The organism is Plantibacter sp. AC185 (assembly GCF_979258065.1).
In genome coordinates this window covers 1235558-1252832 of record NZ_OZ409831.1, presented here as the reverse complement: position 1 = coordinate 1252832, position 17275 = coordinate 1235558, and the positions used below count along the sequence as shown (strand labels likewise).

The 17275-nt window shown below is 70.6% G+C and carries 12 protein-coding genes; 6 read left to right on the top strand and 6 right to left on the bottom strand.

The genetic code is table 11. The features are described 5' to 3' along the window. Positions 1-108: 108 nt before the first annotated feature. Positions 109-4002 carry an efflux RND transporter permease subunit gene (locus tag ACZZZB_RS05910; RefSeq protein ID WP_463529187.1) on the top strand — a complete coding sequence of 1298 codons (3894 nt, stop codon included), beginning with the start codon at positions 109-111 and terminating at the stop codon, positions 4000-4002. 107 nt (positions 4003-4109) lie between these two features. Here the strand turns inward: ACZZZB_RS05910 and hutH are convergent, their stop codons facing one another. Further along, the gene (hutH, locus tag ACZZZB_RS05905) at positions 4110-5726 is read right to left on the bottom strand and encodes a histidine ammonia-lyase (RefSeq protein WP_463529186.1); all 1617 of its coding nucleotides are present in this window, start codon (positions 5724-5726) and stop codon (positions 4110-4112) included. Between the two features lie 117 nt (positions 5727-5843). Between hutH and ACZZZB_RS05900 the strand changes: the two genes are divergently transcribed. After that, positions 5844-6596, top strand: a complete 753-nt coding sequence (locus ACZZZB_RS05900) for an IclR family transcriptional regulator (protein ID WP_079705092.1) — start codon at positions 5844-5846, stop codon at positions 6594-6596. A 46-nt stretch (positions 6597-6642) separates the two neighbouring features. Here ACZZZB_RS05900 and ACZZZB_RS05895 read toward each other — a convergent pair whose 3' ends face one another. Then, complete coding sequence (locus ACZZZB_RS05895; protein WP_064294230.1) at positions 6643-7125, bottom strand: hypothetical protein; 483 nt, start codon at positions 7123-7125, stop codon at positions 6643-6645. Positions 7126-7275: 150 nt separating this feature from the next. Here ACZZZB_RS05895 and ACZZZB_RS05890 point away from each other — a divergent pair, with 150 nt between their 5' ends. After that, positions 7276-8193: an AraC family transcriptional regulator gene (locus ACZZZB_RS05890; protein WP_159877742.1), complete on the top strand. Its 918-nt coding sequence runs from the start codon at positions 7276-7278 to the stop codon at positions 8191-8193. Between the two features lie 28 nt (positions 8194-8221). Here ACZZZB_RS05890 and ACZZZB_RS05885 read toward each other — a convergent pair whose 3' ends face one another. Further along, the gene (locus tag ACZZZB_RS05885; protein WP_137242301.1) at positions 8222-8836 is read right to left on the bottom strand and encodes a putative antibiotic biosynthesis monooxygenase; all 615 of its coding nucleotides are present in this window, start codon (positions 8834-8836) and stop codon (positions 8222-8224) included. Positions 8837-8901: 65 nt separating this feature from the next. On the opposite strand from ACZZZB_RS05885, the gene ACZZZB_RS05880 reads away from it, so the two are divergent. Next, a complete protein-coding gene (locus tag ACZZZB_RS05880) occupies positions 8902-9387 on the top strand; it encodes an NUDIX hydrolase (protein ID WP_071262396.1) in 486 nt (161 codons plus the stop codon). Between the two features lie 54 nt (positions 9388-9441). Here ACZZZB_RS05880 and ACZZZB_RS05875 read toward each other — a convergent pair whose 3' ends face one another. Continuing rightward, positions 9442-11298, bottom strand: a complete 1857-nt coding sequence (locus tag ACZZZB_RS05875) for a glycoside hydrolase family 15 protein (RefSeq protein WP_463530547.1) — start codon at positions 11296-11298, stop codon at positions 9442-9444. Between the two features lie 244 nt (positions 11299-11542). On the opposite strand from ACZZZB_RS05875, the gene ACZZZB_RS05870 reads away from it, so the two are divergent. After that, positions 11543-13978: a DEAD/DEAH box helicase gene (locus tag ACZZZB_RS05870; protein WP_463529185.1), complete on the top strand. Its 2436-nt coding sequence runs from the start codon at positions 11543-11545 to the stop codon at positions 13976-13978. Positions 13979-14034: 56 nt separating this feature from the next. On the opposite strand, the gene ACZZZB_RS05865 is transcribed toward ACZZZB_RS05870, so the two are convergent. Continuing rightward, positions 14035-15552, bottom strand: coding sequence for a carboxylesterase/lipase family protein (locus tag ACZZZB_RS05865; protein WP_463529184.1), 1518 nt, complete (start codon positions 15550-15552; stop codon positions 14035-14037). A 99-nt stretch (positions 15553-15651) separates the two neighbouring features. Here ACZZZB_RS05865 and ACZZZB_RS05860 point away from each other — a divergent pair, with 99 nt between their 5' ends. Continuing rightward, complete coding sequence (locus tag ACZZZB_RS05860; protein WP_463529183.1) at positions 15652-16074, top strand: GNAT family acetyltransferase; 423 nt, start codon at positions 15652-15654, stop codon at positions 16072-16074. A gap of 68 nt (positions 16075-16142) precedes the next feature. Here the strand turns inward: ACZZZB_RS05860 and ACZZZB_RS05855 are convergent, their stop codons facing one another. Beyond that, positions 16143-17234 carry an Rv2578c family radical SAM protein gene (locus tag ACZZZB_RS05855; RefSeq protein WP_194643892.1) on the bottom strand — a complete coding sequence of 364 codons (1092 nt, stop codon included), beginning with the start codon at positions 17232-17234 and terminating at the stop codon, positions 16143-16145. Between the last annotated feature and the right edge of the window lie 41 nt (positions 17235-17275).

Here is a 17275-nt window from a genome sequence, read left to right as displayed (position 1 = left end):
AGTGCTTGTGCGTGCCGTGTCCAGCCTCCGCGCGAGACCGCCGTCGGACGGGTGTGCGGTGACATAATTACAGCGTCCGCACCTCTCGCAACAACCGAAAGCGGCTCCGTGCACCTGCTCTCCGTCCTCAGCATGAAGAACCGCGCGTTGATCGCGCTCGTCACCATCGTGGCAGCCGTGTTCGGCGTCCTGGCGGTGGGCGGCCTCGAGCAGGAGCTCATCCCGTCGGTCCAGTTCCCGCAGCTCGCGATCATCACGAGCTACCCGGGGGCGGCACCCGAGGTCGTCAACGACGACGTCTCGACCCCGATCGAGACCGCGATCCAGGGCGTGCCCGGTATCGAGTCCACCTCGGCGACGTCGAGCACGAACACGAGCCTCATCAGCGCGACCTTCACCTACGGCACGGACCTCGCGACCGCCGAGCAGAAGATCACCCAGGCGATCAACCGCATCAAATCGACCCTGCCCGACACCGTCGACCCGCAGGTGGTCAGCGGCAGCATCGACGACCTCCCCGTGATCCAGATCGCCGTGTCCGGTGCGGCCGACCAGGACTCCCTGGCCGAGGTGCTCTCCAGCTCCGTGGTCCCCGACATCAAGGACGTCGACGGCGTCCGCGACGCGGCGATCGTCGGCGAGGTGGGCAAGCGGGTCACGATCACCCCCGACGACGCCAAACTGGCCGTGGCGGGGCAGACCAGCCGGGTCATCGGTACGACACTGCAGCAGAACGGCTCCCTGCAGCCCGCGGGCGACATCACCGAAGGCGACAAGACGTTCTCCGTGCAGACGGGCACGAAGCTCACCTCGGTCGCCGACATCGCCGCCCTGCCGATCACGGGCGCCTTCGCCGCCGACGGCTCCGTCCTGACCATCGGCGACGTCGCGACGGTCGCCCTGAGCGACGACCCGATCACGTCGATCTCGCGCGTCGACGGCGAGCCGGCGCTCACCATCGCCGTCACGAAGCTGCCCGCGGCGAACACCGTCGAGGTCTCGCAGGGCGTGCGCGACCTCCTGCCCGAGCTCGAGCGCACGATCGGCTCCGACGCCAAGCTCACCGTCGTGTTCGATCAGGCGCCCTACATCGAGCAGTCGATCGAGTCGCTGACGACGGAGGGGCTACTCGGCCTCGTCTTCGCGGTCCTCATCATCCTCATCTTCCTGCTCGACGTCCGCGCGACGATCGTGACCGCCATCTCCATCCCGACGTCCGTGCTCATCACCTTCATCGGCCTCCAGGTCGCCGAGTATTCGCTCAACATCCTCACGCTAGGCGCGCTGACGATCGCCATCGGGCGCGTGGTCGACGACTCCATCGTCGTGATCGAGAACATCAAGCGACACCTCTCGTTCGGCGACAACCGCACGGGCGCGCAGCGCGCCGGATCGATCCTGAGCGCCGTCCAGGAGGTCGCCGGAGCCATCACCGCGTCGACCGTCACGACCGTGGCCGTGTTCCTGCCCATCGCCTTCGTCGGCGACGTCACCGGCGAGCTGTTCCGCCCCTTCGCCCTCACCGTCACGATCGCGCTGCTCGCGTCGCTCCTCGTCGCGCTCACCATCGTGCCGGTGCTCGCCTACTGGTTCCTGCGGGCTCCGAAGGCGCAGCGGCTCGCAGCTGCAGCCGCAGCGGAGGAAGCGCCGTCCGACGCGACGACCGGACCGGTCCGGAGCCGCCGCGAGCGCCGGGTCAGCGTGCAGGACGAAGACGACCTCGAGAAGCCGTCACGGCTCCAGAAGGCGTACCTCCCGATCATCCACTGGACTCTCAAGCATTCGGTCACCACGCTGCTGCTGTCGGTGCTCGTGCTCGTCGGCACCTTTGCGCTCACGCCGTTCATGAAGACCAACTTCCTCGGTGACTCCGGCCAGAACACCCTCACGGTCACGCAGACCCTGCCGGTCGGCACGAGCCTCGACGCTCAGGACGCGGCGGCGAAGCAGGTCGAGACGAAGCTGCGCGACATCGACGGCATCGACACCGTCCAGCTCTCGATCGGGTCGAGCGGAAGCTCCTTGCGCGACGCGTTCTCGGGCGGCGGTGGCGGAGCCATCACCTACTCGATCACGACGAGCGAAGACGCCGACCAGACGGCACTCCAGAAGACGGTCCGCAAGGACCTGTCCGGGCTCGACGACGTCGGCGAGATCGAGGTCGCCGCGTCCGCGGGCTTCGGCGGGTCGAGCGACATCGAGATCGACATCACCTCAGCCCGGCAGAGCGATCTCGCGACGGCCGCCGACGCCATCCAGCAGGCCGTCACCGGCCTCGACGGCATCGACCAGGTCACGAGCAACCTCAGCGAATCGCGACCCTACGTCCAGGTGGCCGTCGACCGCGACGCCGCTGCCGCTGCAGGGTTCAGCGAGGTCGCGCTCGGGGCGTACGTCTCGCAGCTCATGCAGCCGACGACGGTGGGCTCCATCGTCATCGACGACACCACGCTCACCATCTACGTCGACGCCCAGGACCCGCCGACCACCGTCGACGCCCTCGCTGCGACGGAGGTCCCGACCGCCACCGGTCCGCGACGCCTCGACGCCCTCGCGACGGTCTCGCAGGTCGACGGACCCGCGACGATCTCGACCGTCAAGGGGCTGCGCTCGGCCACGATCAGCGCGACGCCGGGCAGCGACAACCTCGGTACCGCCAGCGCCGAGGTGCAGACGGCGATCGACGACGTCAAGCTGCCCGCCGGCACCACGGCGACCCTCGGAGGTGTCACGGCATCGCAGAGCGACGCGTTCGGACAGCTGGGCCTCGCGCTCCTCGCGGCGATCCTCATCGTGTACGTCATCATGGTCGCGACGTTCCGTTCGCTGCGGCAGCCGCTCCTGCTGCTCGTGTCGGTGCCGTTCGCCGCGACCGGCGCGATCGGGCTCCAGATCATCACCGGTGTGCCGCTCGGCGTCCCGTCGCTCATCGGCGTGCTGATGCTCATCGGTATCGTCGTGACGAACGCGATCGTGCTGGTCGACCTCGTGAACCAGTACCGGCGACGCGGCATGACGGTCATCGAGGCCGTCGAGCACGGCGCCGCGCGCAGGCTCCGCCCGATCCTCATGACGGCGCTCGCGACGATCTTCGCGCTCACCCCCATGGCACTCGGTGTCACCGGGCACGGCGGCTTCATCTCCCAGCCGCTCGCGATCATCGTCATCGGCGGGCTCGTCTCCTCCACCGTGCTGACGCTCGTCGTCCTGCCGTCCCTCTACAACCTCGTCGAGGGGTTCCGGGAACGTCGCGAGCAGCGGCGTGCCGCGGCCGAGCCGAAGCCGACGGCGCGCACGGTCGCCGCGATCGAGGGGCCTCGGGCCGCGACGGTCCCCGCGGAGGAGCCGGTCCTCGTCGGCGCCGGTGGCGGAAGCGCTGCACCCGCGCCGAGCGCGCCTGATGCATCCGTTCCGTCGGACTCTGTGGACGTGACTCCGGTGGACGCGGCTCCAGATGGCGCCGCTCCTGCTGACGCGGAACCGGCGGAGGAGGCCCCGATCGATTCGGTTGGTGCCGACGCCGATCCTGCCGATGCGGCTCCCACGGACTCGGATGCGGCACCCGAGCCGCCGGTCGCTGCGCCGAGTGAGCCGGCGGCGGATCGACCGATGACGCGGCCCGCCGCGCACGAGGTGCACGAAGCCCACGAGGTGCACGGGGCGCATGTGGCGACGGGTGACGAGCTGCCGCGCACCGAGGCGATCACCCTTCCCGACGCGGTCTCCGAAGCCCCTGCGGACGAGGTCGTGCATTCCGGCGAGCACGCCGCCCCGGCGGTGCAGCCTGAGCCGGTCGCCGAGCCTGAGCCGGTCCTGGAGACGGAGCCGGTCGGAGAGGCTGAGCCGGCGGCGGAGTCCGAGCTCCCTGCTGACTCCAGCCCGACGAGCGACACTGCGCCGACGCCTGACGCTGAGCCGAAGCCCGATGCCGACACGGCACCCGGGACCGAGCCGTCTTCGGGCACCGAACGACCGAAGCGTCGCCGCGCGCAGTGGCCGTGATCGACCACCTGCCGCTCGGTCGCTGAGCTGCGGCTCGAGCCGTTCGACACGAAGCCCTCGGGATGGCCGTCACCGGCGCCCGAGGGCTTCGTCGTGTGACGCCCGACTCAGCGGAGATCGCCGACCGCGCCGGTGACCGCCCGCAGGACCTCGCCCGACTGCACCAGCGCGGTGACCGCCTCGATCTCGGGGGAGAGGAACCGGTCGGGACCGGGACCCGTGACCTGCTCACGCACCCGGCGGAGTACCGCCCCGGTGCCGACGGCCGGCTCGAGCGGGCCGCGCAGGTCGAGGCCACGGGCTGCCGTCATGACCTCGATCGCCAGCACCCGGGTGAGACCGTCGATCGCCCGACGGAGCTTCCGCGCCGCCGCCCAGCCCATCGAGACGTGGTCCTCCTGCATCGCGGAGGACGGGATCGAGTCGACGGACGCCGGGTGCGCCAGGCGTTTCAGCTCGCTCACGATGCCGGCCGCCGTGTACTGGGCGATCATGAGGCCCGAGTCGACACCGACCTCGTGTGCGAGGAACGGCGGGAGGCCGTTGCTCCGGCTCCGGTCCAGGAAACGGTCGGTGCGGCGCTCCGACATGGACGCGACATCGGCGACGGCGATCGCGAGGAAGTCGAGCACGTAGGCGACCGGGGCGCCGTGGAAGTTCCCGTTCGACTCGACGCGTCCGTCCGGCGTGAGGACCGGGTTGTCGACGGCACTCGCGAGCTCCCGCTCGGCGACCGTCGCGGCGTGGTCGACGGTGTCCCTGGCGGCACCGTGCACCTGCGGGGCACAGCGCAGTGAGTAGGCGTCCTGCACCCGGGTGCACTCAGGGCCCCGGTGGCTCGCGACGATCGGGGAGCCGTCGAGCAGCAACCGCAGGTTCGCGGCGCTCTCGGCCTGACCCGACTGCGGGCGCAGGGCCTGCAGGTCGGCGGCGAACACGGCGTCCGTGCCGAGCAGGCCCTCGACGCTCATCGCCGCGGCGACGTCGGCGGTGCGCAGGAGCATGCGCAGGTCGTCCACGGCGAGCGCGAGCATCCCCAGCATGCCGTCGGTGCCGTTGATGAGCGCGAGCCCCTCCTTCTCGGCGAGCGGTACCGGCTGGAGGCCGGCGTCCGCGAGGGCCTCCGCCGCGGAGCGCGTGCGACCGGACGCGTCGGTCACCTCGCCCTCGCCCATCACCGCCAGCGCGCAGTGTGCGAGGGGCGCGAGGTCGCCGGAGCAGCCGAGCGAGCCGTACTCGCGCACGACCGGGGTGATACCGGCATTCAGCATCGCCGCGTAGGCGCGGACCGTCTCCACCCGCACCCCGGTGCGGCCCGTCATGAGCGTCGAGAGGCGCAGCGCCATCAGGGAACGCACGACCTCCCGCTCGACGACCTCGCCGCTGCCGGCGGCGTGCGAGCGGACGAGACTCGCCTGCAGCTGCGCGCGGCGCGTCGGCTCGATGAACGTGGTCGCGAGCGCACCGAACCCGGTCGAGATCCCGTAGTGGGGCTCGGGGTCGGAGGCGAGCGCCTCGATGATCCGACGGGATGCGGCGACACCGTCGAGGGCCTCGTCGTCGAGGTCGATCCGTGCGCCGTGTCGGGCGACGGCGACGACCTCGTCGATCGACAGCGGTCCTGTGCCCAGGACGACCGAGGCCGGTTCGGCGGGCTCGGGATGCGGGCGACCGGAGCTCGTCGGGTCGCTAGTGGTCGGGGTCGCGCCGGGCTGGATGTCCATATTCCGATGGAACACCCGGGCGCCCACCGCGGCGGTGCGCGTAGAGTCGTCCGTGTCTGGGATGACAGACATGGACGACCAGGCGGCCGTGTTCGAGCCGCGGAGACGAGGTCAACGATGAGTCAGGTCCCGGCAGCCGACGCCACCTTGCGCGTGCTGAGCCATCTCGCCGGCGCCCGCGGCCCGCTTCCGGCCGCGGCGATCGCCTCGGCGCTCGACCTGCCGAGATCGACGGTCTACCACCTCCTCAGCGTGCTGCAGGAGCACGGCTTCGTGGTCCACCTGCCCGAAGCCCGGCGCTACGGGCTCGGGGTCGCCGCCTTCGAACTCTCCGGTGGTTACGCGCGCCAGGAGCCGCTCAGCATGCTCGGGCGCCCGTTGCTCGCCGAGCTGGTCGACCGGGTGGGCGAGAGCGCACATCTCGCCGTGCTGCACGGTCGTGACGTGCTGTACATCGTGGACGAGCGGGCCCCGCGTCGGCCGCACCTCGTCACCGACGTCGGTGTGCGCCTCCCTGCTCACCTGACCGCCAGCGGCTGCGCGATCCTCGCCGCGCTCCCGGCAGGCCAGCTGCGCGCCCTGTTCCCCGACCAGGCGGCGTTCGTCGACCGCACCGGCCACGGGCCGAAGCGGTACCGGGAGCTCCGACAGGTCCTGGCACAGACGACCCAGGACGGCTATGCGCGCGAGGCAGGCGGGGTGACGCTCGGCCTCGCGAGTGTCGGGGTGGTCGTCCGCGACCACACGGGGTGGCCGGCGGCGGCGATCGCGGTCACCTACGACGCCGATGCCGGGCTCGATCCGGCGTGGTTGGCGCGCGAGATCCATCCGGCGGCGGCCGAGCTGTCGCGCCGGATCCGGGGTCGCTGAGCGCGCGGCGGAGCGGGCGGGCGGCGCGGCGGCTCCGGAACCGTGGTCAGGCGACCGAGCGCAGGATGAGCTCGAGCAGCGCGGTCGCGTACGCGTCGGGCGCCGTCGCGGCGCTGAACCGTCGCAGTTCGCCGCCGAGCTCGACCACGACGGTGTACGCCTCGGCGTCGCCCAACGACAGGAGGACGTCGAGTTCGTCGTCGAGCGTCGGCTCGCCGTCGGTCGGCGCAGCCGGGGACACCGCGCGTTCGAGCGACCGGAACGAGCCGCGCAGTAGGGCACGCAGCTGGTGTTCCGACGGCAGCCAGAGCGTCTCCTCCTGATCGACGGAGTCCAACGCCCACTCGGTCGTGCCGTTGAAGCCGAAGCTGCGGCCACCCGGGTGCTCGTGCACCTCGACGGTCATCTCGCTCACCGTGAACACGTCGCCGGCGAGCTCGCCGCCGTCGATGGTGAAGCGGTCGCCGGGTTCGGGGGTCCAGCGCAGGCCGGCGGTGCGGAGCGCTCGGGCGAGGTCAGCGGAGATCATCAGTCCAGTATCGCCGACCACCGTGCGATGCGGCTGGCAACCCCTCGATTCGGACGGAACCCTGTGCGAGGGTGGATGAACTCTTCGAAGGGTCCGATGATGCCCGCACCTGATGATGGCCTATCCGGTCGGTTCCCTGCGCGCGGCCGCGTGACCACACGACGGTTCGAGGGTGCGACCGGGATGCAGGAGGCGTCGGGCGCGCTGCGATTCGTGGACGTGGACCCCGACCGGTTCTCGATGACCGTCGACTCGGTCGTGCTCGGCGAGTACGTCCTCCATCGCAACACGGTCGGGCCCGGGACGTTCGACGTCCTCGCCGACGCCTACGGGCTCGATGAGCCGGTCGCGACGATCGTGATGCTCATCGAGGGTGCGGCCAGCCTGGTCCACGGACGACAGCAACTCGACCTGCTCCCCGGGACCGGAACGCTCACGGAGGGCGCCGAGACGTACCGGACGACGATCCACGACCACGCGACCTATCTGTACGTGTTCGTGCCGATGCGTGCGCTCCGCCGCCTCGGCATCGCCCCGACGAGCGCCCTCGGCCCCTTGGCGCCGTCGCCCCTGTTGCGGGGGAGCGCCGCGTTCCTCGTGGAGGTCATCTCCGCGTTCGAACCGATCGGCGGCGCCGCACAGCTCAGACTCTGCCGCGTGATCGACACGATGCTCGCGACGCTCTACGCGGAGAACGACCTCTTCCGGGCCGAGGGTGAGGCCGGCCGGGTTCCGCTCCGGCTCCGGATCATCGAGCACATCGCCGCGTCCTTCGCCGAGCGGGAGCTGCGACCGGAGACGCTGGCGCGTCGCTTCAACATGTCGACCAGGTCCCTGCAACGGGTGTTCGAAGGCTCGGGCACGAGCGCCGCCGGCGAGATCGCCGAGCGGCGGGTGCAGCTCGCGCTCGCCCTCCTCTCGGACCCCGACCACCGGGGCCTGTCGATCGCCGAGGTCGCGGCCCGCTGCGGCTACCACTCCCAGGCGCACCTCCGTCGAGCGGTCGTCGCGCACACCGGTCTCAGCCCGAGCCAGTTCCGAGAGCAGACCAAGGCGGAGGACGCCTGAGGTCGCAGCGCCGTCCGAGTGCGCCGGATCAGGCTGCGGTGCGCCCGCTTCGTCGCGGAGCCGTCAACCAGGGCCGCAGCAGCCTCGTGACGAGTGGCAGGAGCCAGTAGGTCATGATCGGCGTCAGGATGAGCGTCGAGATGAGCACATGGAGGAACACGCCGAGCGGTTCCCAACCGGGCACGAGCGCCGTGACGAGGAGGGTGAAGACGAGGTTGAGCGGGAAGAAGCCCAACCAGATGCTCACCGCCTGCTTCCAGCGCGGCGGCGCGGGCGGGATCGGATCCGGGTCGCCGGAGAGCTCGGCCTCCTCGACGCGGAGGATGCCGTCCGGTGCGTCGAACCACCCTTCGATCCCGCTGCGCCGCTCGACGCGGGACTGCTCCATGAACTCGCGGCCGCTCGACAGCCACCAGGCGCGTTCCTTCGACTCCTCCCAGTCGGTCAGCGTCTGTTCGTCCGCGAAGCGGTACAGCATGTACCAGACGTCGCTCTCGGCACCCGCGCGCACCCAGCCGGAGCCGAGGAAGCCGGGGTACCGGTTCGCCAGGTTGATGCCCGCCTGGACCCAGATGGTGGCCTCGGAGATCGACGCCGGGTTGACGCGTCGCTCGATCGAGACGGTGATGGGATCGTGTTCCATACGCCCAGTAGACCGCACTCGTGTTTCGATCTCGTGTCCCGGTGCCGCCCCCGTAGAGTCGAGGCATGGCGACTCCTGACTTCGTACTGGCCCTCCGCGAGCGGATCGGGCACGCGCCCCTCTGGTTGACGGGGGTGACCGCGGTGGTCCTGCGCGGTCTCGGGACACCCGAGGCCGAGGTCCTGCTCGTCCGGCGCCAGGACAACGGGGCGTGGACGCCGGTCACGGGCATCATCGACCCGGGTGAGGAGCCCGCGGTGGCGGCGGAGCGCGAGGTCCTCGAGGAGGCTGCCGTGGTCGCGGTCGCCGAGCGTCTCGCCCAGGTGCAGGTGCTCCCGCAGAACGTCTACGACAACGGCGACATCACGCAGTACATCGACCTCGTGTTCCGATGCCGCTATGAGTCGGGCGAGCCCTATCCGGCGGACGGCGAGAACTCCGAGGCGCGGTGGTTCCCGCTCGACGCCCTGCCCGAGCAGGTCTCGCAGAACTTCCGTACGCGCATCGCGCTCGCCGCCTCCGACGAGCGCGAGGCCCGCTTCACCCGCTGACGTCCCTCCACCTGCCCGCGAACTGTCACTTGAGGCTCGTTCCGGGGCCTGTGACTAGCGTTTGGTGACAGTTCGCGGGCTGGAGGGGGTGGCTGCGGCGATGGCGTCGGCGGCTCGGACGAGGGTGAGGTGCGAGAGCGCCTGCGGGGTGTTGCCGACCTGCCGCGCCTGCTGCACGTCGTACTCCTCGGACAGCAGGCCCAGGTCGTTGCGGAAGGACAGCAGCCGGTCCATCAGCTCGCGGGCGTCGTCGAGTCGGCCCGAGGCCGCGTACTGCTGCACGAGCCAGAACGAGCACGCGAGGAACGGGTGCTCGTCGCCCGGCAGACCGTCGACCCCGCTCGTGGTGCGGTAGCGCAGGAGCAGACCGTCCTGGAGGAGGTCCTCCTCGATGGCGGCCACCGTCGCGAGCATGCGCGGGTCGTCGGGCGCCACGTAGCCGATCTGCGCGAGGACGAGCAGCGACGCGTCGACCTCGGTCGTCCCGGCGTGCTGGACGTAGCACCCGCGTGCATGGTCGACGTTCTCGCGCTCGATCGTCTCGCGGAGGGTCTCGCGGAGGGCCTCCCAGCGTTCGACGGGCCCGTCCAGGCCGTGCTCGCGGACCGCGCGGACACCGCGGTCGAGCGCCGCCCAGATCATGGCGCGCGAGTGGGTGAAGTGCTGCTCGTCGCCCCGCACCTCCCAGATGCCGCGGTCGGGACGGTTCCAGTGCTCCTCGAGGACGCCGAGCAGCGCGCGCTGGAGACTCCACGAGAAGTCGTCGTCCGGGAGACCGACCGAGCGCGCCTCGTCGAGGGCGATCATCACGGACCCGAAGACGTCGCCCTGGTACTGCGTGTAGGCGCCGTTGCCGACGCGCACGGGGGCGGCGCCGAGGTAGCCGGGGAGGCTGTCGAGCTCCTCCTCCACGAGGTGGCGTTCGCCGGCGAGGCCGTACATGATCTGCAGGTCGTTCGGATCACCGGCGATCGCCCGGAGGAGCCACCTGCGCCAGTCGTGCGCCTCCTCGGTGAAGCCGTGCTGCATGAGGGCTTCGAGGGTCAGCGAGGCGTCGCGCAGCCAGACGTAGCGGTAGTCCCAGTTGCGGACGCCCCCGAACGACTCCGGCAGGCTCGTGGTCGCGGCGGCGACGATGCCCCCGGTGTCCTCATGCGTGAGGGCACGGAGGACGAGTAGCGACCGCACGACCGCCTCCTCGTACTCGTCGGCGGGATCGCAGCGGGACGCCCAGTCGCGCCACCAGGCGATCGTGTGGTCGATGCGCGGGCCGACGTCGACCGGGTCCGGCACCTCGCGGTGCGAGGGGTACCAGGTGAGGGTGAGGTCGACCGTGTCGCCCGCAGAGACCTCGACAGTCGCCGAGTGGGCGTGATCGGAGGCCGTCAGGTGCACGCCGCGGACCACGACGGCGTCGGGGCCGGCGACCGCGACGATCCCGGATCCGTCCGGGAGCTGCCGCACCCACGGGATCGCGTCGGCGTACCCGAAGCGGAGGCGAACCTCGACCTCGACCGCGACGGTGCCGCTGAGCCCCTCGACCCGGCGGACCACATCCGCCCGGCGGTCGCCGTGGGGCATGAGGTCGGTCACGCGCACCTGGCCGTCGGGGGTCGTCCAGACGGTCTCGAGGACGAAGGTGTCGTCGAGGTAGGCGCGGCTCGCCGTCGCCCGAGCGTCGGCGGGCCGGACCGTCCAACAGCCGTGGTCCTCGGTGCCGAGCAGTGCACCGAACATCGACGGCGAGTCGAACCGGGGGAGGCACAGCCAGTCGATGCTGCCCTCCGACGACACGAGCGCGGCGGTGTGGCAATCACCGATGAGGGCGTAATCCTCGATGGGGCTGGGCATGCACCCATGCTGCCACGCCGCCGTCCCCCTCCCTGGGAGTGATGCTCCGTGACTTCTCAGGGTGGATCGGGTAACGTAGGTGAGTCGGCTCTAGACACCGCGTTTGTACCGCGGAGGGTTATGTCAGTCTGGTGGGCCGGTTTCGTCGGAGAGAACTCCGCGAACACACACATGATGTGGACGGCCCCGGCCAGTGATCGCCCGGGTATGAGCATGCCGCAGCGCAGCCGAGGTTTCGGATGGCGCTGTGTGAGTCATGCAGGTTGTTCATGCGAACGAGTTATAACCCGGAAAGCACTTCTCCATGCCCAAGAACAACACCCCCGCCGGCAAACGCCCGGCCAAGAACTTCGACCCCAAGTCCAAGTACGGCGAGAACAAGCGGCCCTTCGGCTCACGCCCCGGCGCGAAGTCCGGCAGCAAGAGCGAAGGCCACCGCGGCTACCGTCCCGACGCCGGTGGAGCGCCGCAGAAGTCTCGCTGGAACGCAGACGAGCGTGCCGAGCGCGCCGCCCGCTTCGAGTCGGAGGAGCGCGGCGACCGCGCACCCCGCGGCGACCGCAACGAGCGTCCTGCGTACAACCGTGGTGGCGACCGGAACGAGCGTCCCGCGTACAGCCGTGGTGGCGACCGGAACGAGCGTCCCGCGTACAACCGTGGTGGCGACCGCAACGAGCGCCCTGCGTACAACCGTGGTGGCGACCGCAACGAGCGCCCCGCCTACAACCGTGGCGAGAGGACTGAGCGTCCGTCCTACGGTGACCGGAACGAGCGTCCTGCGTACAACCGCGGTGGCGACCGGAACGAGCGCCCGTCCTACAACCGTGGCGAGCGGTCCGAGCGTCCCTCCTACGGTGACCGGAACGAGCGTCCTGCGTACAACCGTGGTGAGCGGTCCGAGCGTCCCTCCTACGGTGACCGGAACGAGCGTCCTGCGTACAACCGTGGTGAGCGGTCCGAGCGTCCCTCGTACGGCGACCGGAACGACCGCCCGGCCTCGAACCGTGGTGGCGACCGCACCGAGCGTCCGGCGTACAACCGTGGCGAGCGGTCCGAGCGTCCCTCGTACGGCGACCGGAACGACCGTCCCGCGTACAACCGTGGTGGCGACCGCAACGAGCGCCCGGCCTACAACCGGGGTGAGCGCACGGAGCGTCCCTCGTACGGTGACCGCACCGAGCGTCCCGCGTACAACCGTGGCGAGCGGTCCGAGCGTCCCTCCTACGGTGACCGCACCGAGCGTCCCTCCTACGGTGACCGCCCGGCCCGTCAGGGTGACCCGCGTCAGGCGAACCGCACCGACCGCCCCGCGCGTTCCTACGACGACCGTCCGAAGCGTTCCTTCGAGGAGCGCCCGGCGCGTTCGTTCGACGACCGCCCCAAGCGGTCCTTCGACGACCGCCCGAAGCGCTCGTTCGACGACCGCCCGAAGCGCTCGTTCGACGACCGCGGCGCGTCCGACGCCGGCCGTGGCAGCGACTACTACCCGAAGCGCGATGCCGGCTCCTACACGCCCCAGGACGATGTGGTGCTCGAGCGCCTCGAGGCCGACGCGATCCAGGCCGGCGACGTCGAGGGTGTGACCTTCGAGAGCCTCGGCCTCGGCGGCAACATCGTCCGTGCACTGGCCGAGCTCGGCGCCGACAGCCCGTTCCCGATCCAGGCGGCGACCATTCCGGACGTCATCGCGGGCCGCGACGTGCTCGGCCGTGGCCGCACCGGCTCCGGCAAGACCATCGCCTTCGGTGCCCCGCTCGTCGAGAAGCTCATGGAGAACGGTGGCGGCAAGAACCGCAAGCCGGGTCGCAAGCCCCGCGCCCTCATCCTCGCCCCGACGCGTGAGCTCGCCCTGCAGATCGACCGCACCGTGCAGCCCATCGCGCGCGCCGTCGGCCTCTTCACCACCCAGATCTACGGCGGTGTCCCGCAGGGTCGCCAGGTCGGCGCACTGCAGCGCGGCGTCGACATCATCGTCGGCACGCCCGGTCGCATCGAGGACCTCATCGAGCAGGGTCGCCTCGACCTCTCGCAGGTCACGGTGACCGTCCTCGACGAGGCCGACCACATGTGCGACCTCGGCTTCCTCGAGCCCGTGCAGCGCATCCTGCGTCGCACCGCGCCCGATGGCCAGAAGCTCCTCTTCTCCGCCACCCTCGACAAGGGTGTCGCAGCCCTCGTCAACGAGTTCCTCCCGAACCCGTCGGTGCACGAGGTCGCCGGTGAGGACCAGGCGTCCTCCACGATCGATCACCGCGTGCTGGTGGTGGAGCACAAGGGCAAGGACCGCCTCATCGAGGAGCTCGTCAACCGCACCGAGAAGACCCTCGTGTTCGCCCGCACCCGGGCCTACGCCGAGCGTCTCGCGGAGCAGCTCGGCATGGCGGGCATCCCCGCCGTCTCGCTCCACGGCGACCTCAACCAGGCGCGCCGCACGCGCAACCTGGAGAAGCTCACCTCGGGTCGGGTCAACGTGCTCGTCGCCACCGACGTCGCCGCCCGCGGCATCCACGTCGACGACATCACGCTCGTCGTGCAGGCCGACGCCCCGGACGAGTACAAGACGTACCTGCACCGTGCCGGCCGCACCGGTCGTGCCGGCAAGATCGGTCGCGTCGTCACGATCATCCCCAAGGCCCGTCGCCGCCGGATGACCGAACTGCTCGACCGCGCTGAGATCGAGGCCGCGTTCGACGACGCCGCCCCCGGCGACCAGCTCGTCGAGGACATCGCCACCGCGTAGTCCGCACCGCATCAGGAACGCCCGCCGAGCTCACGCTCGGCGGGCGTTCTCGCGTGTCAGGGGGTGAGGGCAGCCCGCTCGTCGTCGCGCGGCGCGAGGATGACGGCGTCGTCGACCCCGTCGAAGGTCCGGACCGGACGGGTGGCGTCCCAACGCTGCCAGCCCGGGTCCCCTGTCTTCGCGAACGCGACCCAGGCGTCGTGCATCGCGGTCGCGAGCGACTGCGGGGCGGACGGGCCCGCCATGCGGACCGCCTCCGGGGAGTCGAGGTGGTCGAAGACGAAGCCGATCTCCATCGCGTGGGCCGCACCGAGCTCTCCCTCGCCGTCCCCGCCGACCGGGCTCCGCCAGGCGAACTCGTACACCCAGGTGTCCGAGCCGTTGTCGGCGCGTGCGTCCGCCAGTTGATTGAGTGGGACGCGGAGCAGGATGTCGGTGGCGATCGCCCCGAGGATCTCGCCGGACTTCGCTTTCGGACGGCTGCGGCGGAAGGTCCGCACGGCCGACGCACTGACTCCGAAGCGCAGTCGCGCCGCGAACAGTTGGAGGCGCGTGATCCGCCGGGCGATGCCGGTCGGGACGAGGAACAGTCGGTGCTCCTCCGTCGTCGTCCCGATGAGCACGGGTATGTCGGCGGAGCCGCCCGACACCAGGGCGTCCAGCGGACTCAGCGGCGCGAGTGGCGACGACGTCGTGATCGAGAATCCCGGACCGCCGGTCAGCGGGTTGCCTCCGCCCATCACCCGTTCCTGGGCCCCGACGAGTCCCTCGGGCGGCACACGGCGGAAGCCGGCCCTGGTGGCCGGCACGCCGAGGTCCTTGGCCATGAGCTTCGAGATCCGGCCGGAGCGCTCTCGGGGTTCCGAGCGCAGCGGGCCGCTCTGGATGATCGCCCGTCGCATCACGGACGAGGCGTCCGGGTGCGCGAGGAGTGCCGCGACCGAGGCCCCGCCCGCGGATTCGCCGAAGACGGTGACGTTGTCGGGGTCACCGCCGAAGCGGGCGATCTCGTCCTGCACCCACGTCAACGCCGCGAGTTGGTCGGCGAGACCGAGGTTCAGCGGGACGTCGTCGAGCACCGAGAACCCCTCGGACCCGAGACGGTAGTTGACGGAGACGAGGACGACGCCGTCGCGAGCGAATGCGGTGCCGTCGTAGGCGTCGAGCGCGTTGGAGCCGTGGACGAACGAGCCTCCGTGGATCCAGACCATCACCGGGCGCAGGGCGGTCGACGGCTCGGTCGGTGTCCACACGTTGACGTTGAGGATCTCGTTCCCCGGCACGGTCACCGTGGAGAGGAGGTCGCCGACCGCGCCGGCATACGGGGCCTGCGGTGCGGTGGCGCCGGGCCGGGTCGCGTCCCGCGGCTCGTCCCAGGGCTCGACCGGCTGGGGGAGGCGGAACCGGTCGTCGCCGAACGGCGCCGCCGCATACGGGATGCCGAGGAAGCTGGAGACACCGCCCGCACTGCGTCCGGTGACCGGGCCGCTGCCGGTGTCGACGGTGATCGGCGTGGGCTGGTCGTCCGACCGGGTGTCGTCGTCGGCCGGTTCCAGCCCAGGGTCGATGCTCATACGCGTCCGTTCGTCGATGCTCGGGTGACCAACTGTATCGACGGCGGTCGTACGCGTGCCTGTGCATCGGGCAGGAGACGGGTGCGGAAGACTGGAACGATGCAGATCCGTCCGTTCACCCCAGCCGACACCGACGCCGTCATCGCCCTGTGGAGCGTCGTCGGTCTCACCCGACCGTGGAACGACCCGGCGAAGGACATCGAGCGCAAGTCGACCACGCAGCCCGAGCTGTTCCTCGTCGCGGCGGATGCGGACGGCGCCCTCGTCGGCACCGCGATGGTGGGGTACGACGGCCACCGCGGCTGGGTGCACTACCTGGCGGTGTCGCCGGCCCAGCAGGGTGGTGGGCTCGGTCGGGAGCTCATGGCCGAGGCCGAGCGCCTGCTCATCGAACTCGGGTGCCCGAAGATCAACCTCATGGTCCGGACGGGCAACGACCGGGTGATCGGGTTCTACGAGGCGCTCGGGTACGGCACCGACGAGGTCGCGCTGCTCAGCAAGCGGCTCATCCCCGACGCCTGACGCCGGTTCGTTCGCCCATTCTTGGGCAAACGGGCGTTGGCTCGCCCAAGAATGGGCGAACGAACGGGTCAGAAGAGGGTCGGCTGGACCTGCAGGCCGGTCGTGACGAACTCCGGGACGCGCTTGCGCAGCTCGGCCCGCTCGCCGTACCCGTCGCGCAACATGCCGAGCGCCGACGAGCGGACACCCCCGGTGGCGGGGTCTTCGGTGCCGCGCTCGAGCCCGTGCTCGCGGATCATCGGGCGGATGCGCGCGGCCAGCCACTTCCGGTACTCCTTCGGGGCGTAGGCGCCGTCGGCGTACATCGAGGTGTACCGGTCGACGAGCTCGGGGTGCTCTCGCGACAGCCACTGCATGAACCAGGGTTTGACGCCGGCCTTCAGGTACAGGGTCGAGAAGAGGACGGTGCTCGCGCCCGCCTCGCGGATGCGCGACAGGGCGAGGTCGAGGTGGTCGACGGTGTCGGTCAGGTAGGGGAGGATCGGCATCATGAAGACCCCGACGTCGAAGCCGAGGTCGGCAGCCGCGCGGACGGTCGCGAGTCTGGCCGCCGCCGTCGGGGTGCCGGGCTCGATCGACTGCTGCAGCTCGTCGTCGTAGATGGCGATCGACATGGCGAGGTCGACCGGTACGCGCTGAGCGACCTCGGCCAGGAGTGGCAGGTCTCGCCGGAGCAGCGTGCCCTTCGTCAGGATCGAGAACGGGGTTCCCGAGTCGGCGAGGGCGTTGATGATCCCCGGCATGAGCCGGTACTTGCCCTCGGCGCGCTGATACGGGTCGGTGTTCGTGCCGAGTGCCACCGGGTGCCTGCCCCAGCTCGCCTTCGCGAGCTCCTTCTCGAGGACCTCGGCGACGTTCACCTTGACGATGAGCTGCGAGTCGAAGTCCTTCCCGGCATCGAGGTCCAAGTACGAATGCGTCGGTCGGGCGAAGCAGTACACGCACGCATGCGAGCAGCCCCGATAGGGGTTGATGGTCCACCCGAACGGCATCACGGACTGGCCCGGCACGCGGTTGAGTGCGGACTTCGCGAGCACCTCGTGGAAGGTGATCCCGGCGAACTCGGGCGTCTGGACGCTGCGAACGAGGTTGTTCAGCTTCGCGAGGCCCGGCAGCGCCGACGTCGCCTCAACCCCGAGTTCCTGTCCACTCCACCGCATGCCTCCATTAGAACATATGTTCGAGTACTCCGGGTGACTCC

Coding starts and splice junctions, on each gene's coding strand:
- hutH (WP_463529186.1), bottom strand. CDS start 5,726: ATGGACATCCAGCCCGGCGCGACCCCGACCACTAGCGACCCGACGAGC.
- ACZZZB_RS05900 (WP_079705092.1), top strand. CDS start 5,844: ATGAGTCAGGTCCCGGCAGCCGACGCCACCTTGCGCGTGCTGAGCCAT.
- ACZZZB_RS05895 (WP_064294230.1), bottom strand. CDS start 7,125: ATGATCTCCGCTGACCTCGCCCGAGCGCTCCGCACCGCCGGCCTGCGC.
- ACZZZB_RS05885 (WP_137242301.1), bottom strand. CDS start 8,836: ATGGAACACGATCCCATCACCGTCTCGATCGAGCGACGCGTCAACCCG.
- ACZZZB_RS05880 (WP_071262396.1), top strand. CDS start 8,902: ATGGCGACTCCTGACTTCGTACTGGCCCTCCGCGAGCGGATCGGGCAC.
- ACZZZB_RS05870 (WP_463529185.1), top strand. CDS start 11,543: ATGCCCAAGAACAACACCCCCGCCGGCAAACGCCCGGCCAAGAACTTC.
- ACZZZB_RS05865 (WP_463529184.1), bottom strand. CDS start 15,552: ATGAGCATCGACCCTGGGCTGGAACCGGCCGACGACGACACCCGGTCG.
- ACZZZB_RS05860 (WP_463529183.1), top strand. CDS start 15,652: ATGCAGATCCGTCCGTTCACCCCAGCCGACACCGACGCCGTCATCGCC.
- ACZZZB_RS05855 (WP_194643892.1), bottom strand. CDS start 17,234: ATGCGGTGGAGTGGACAGGAACTCGGGGTTGAGGCGACGTCGGCGCTG.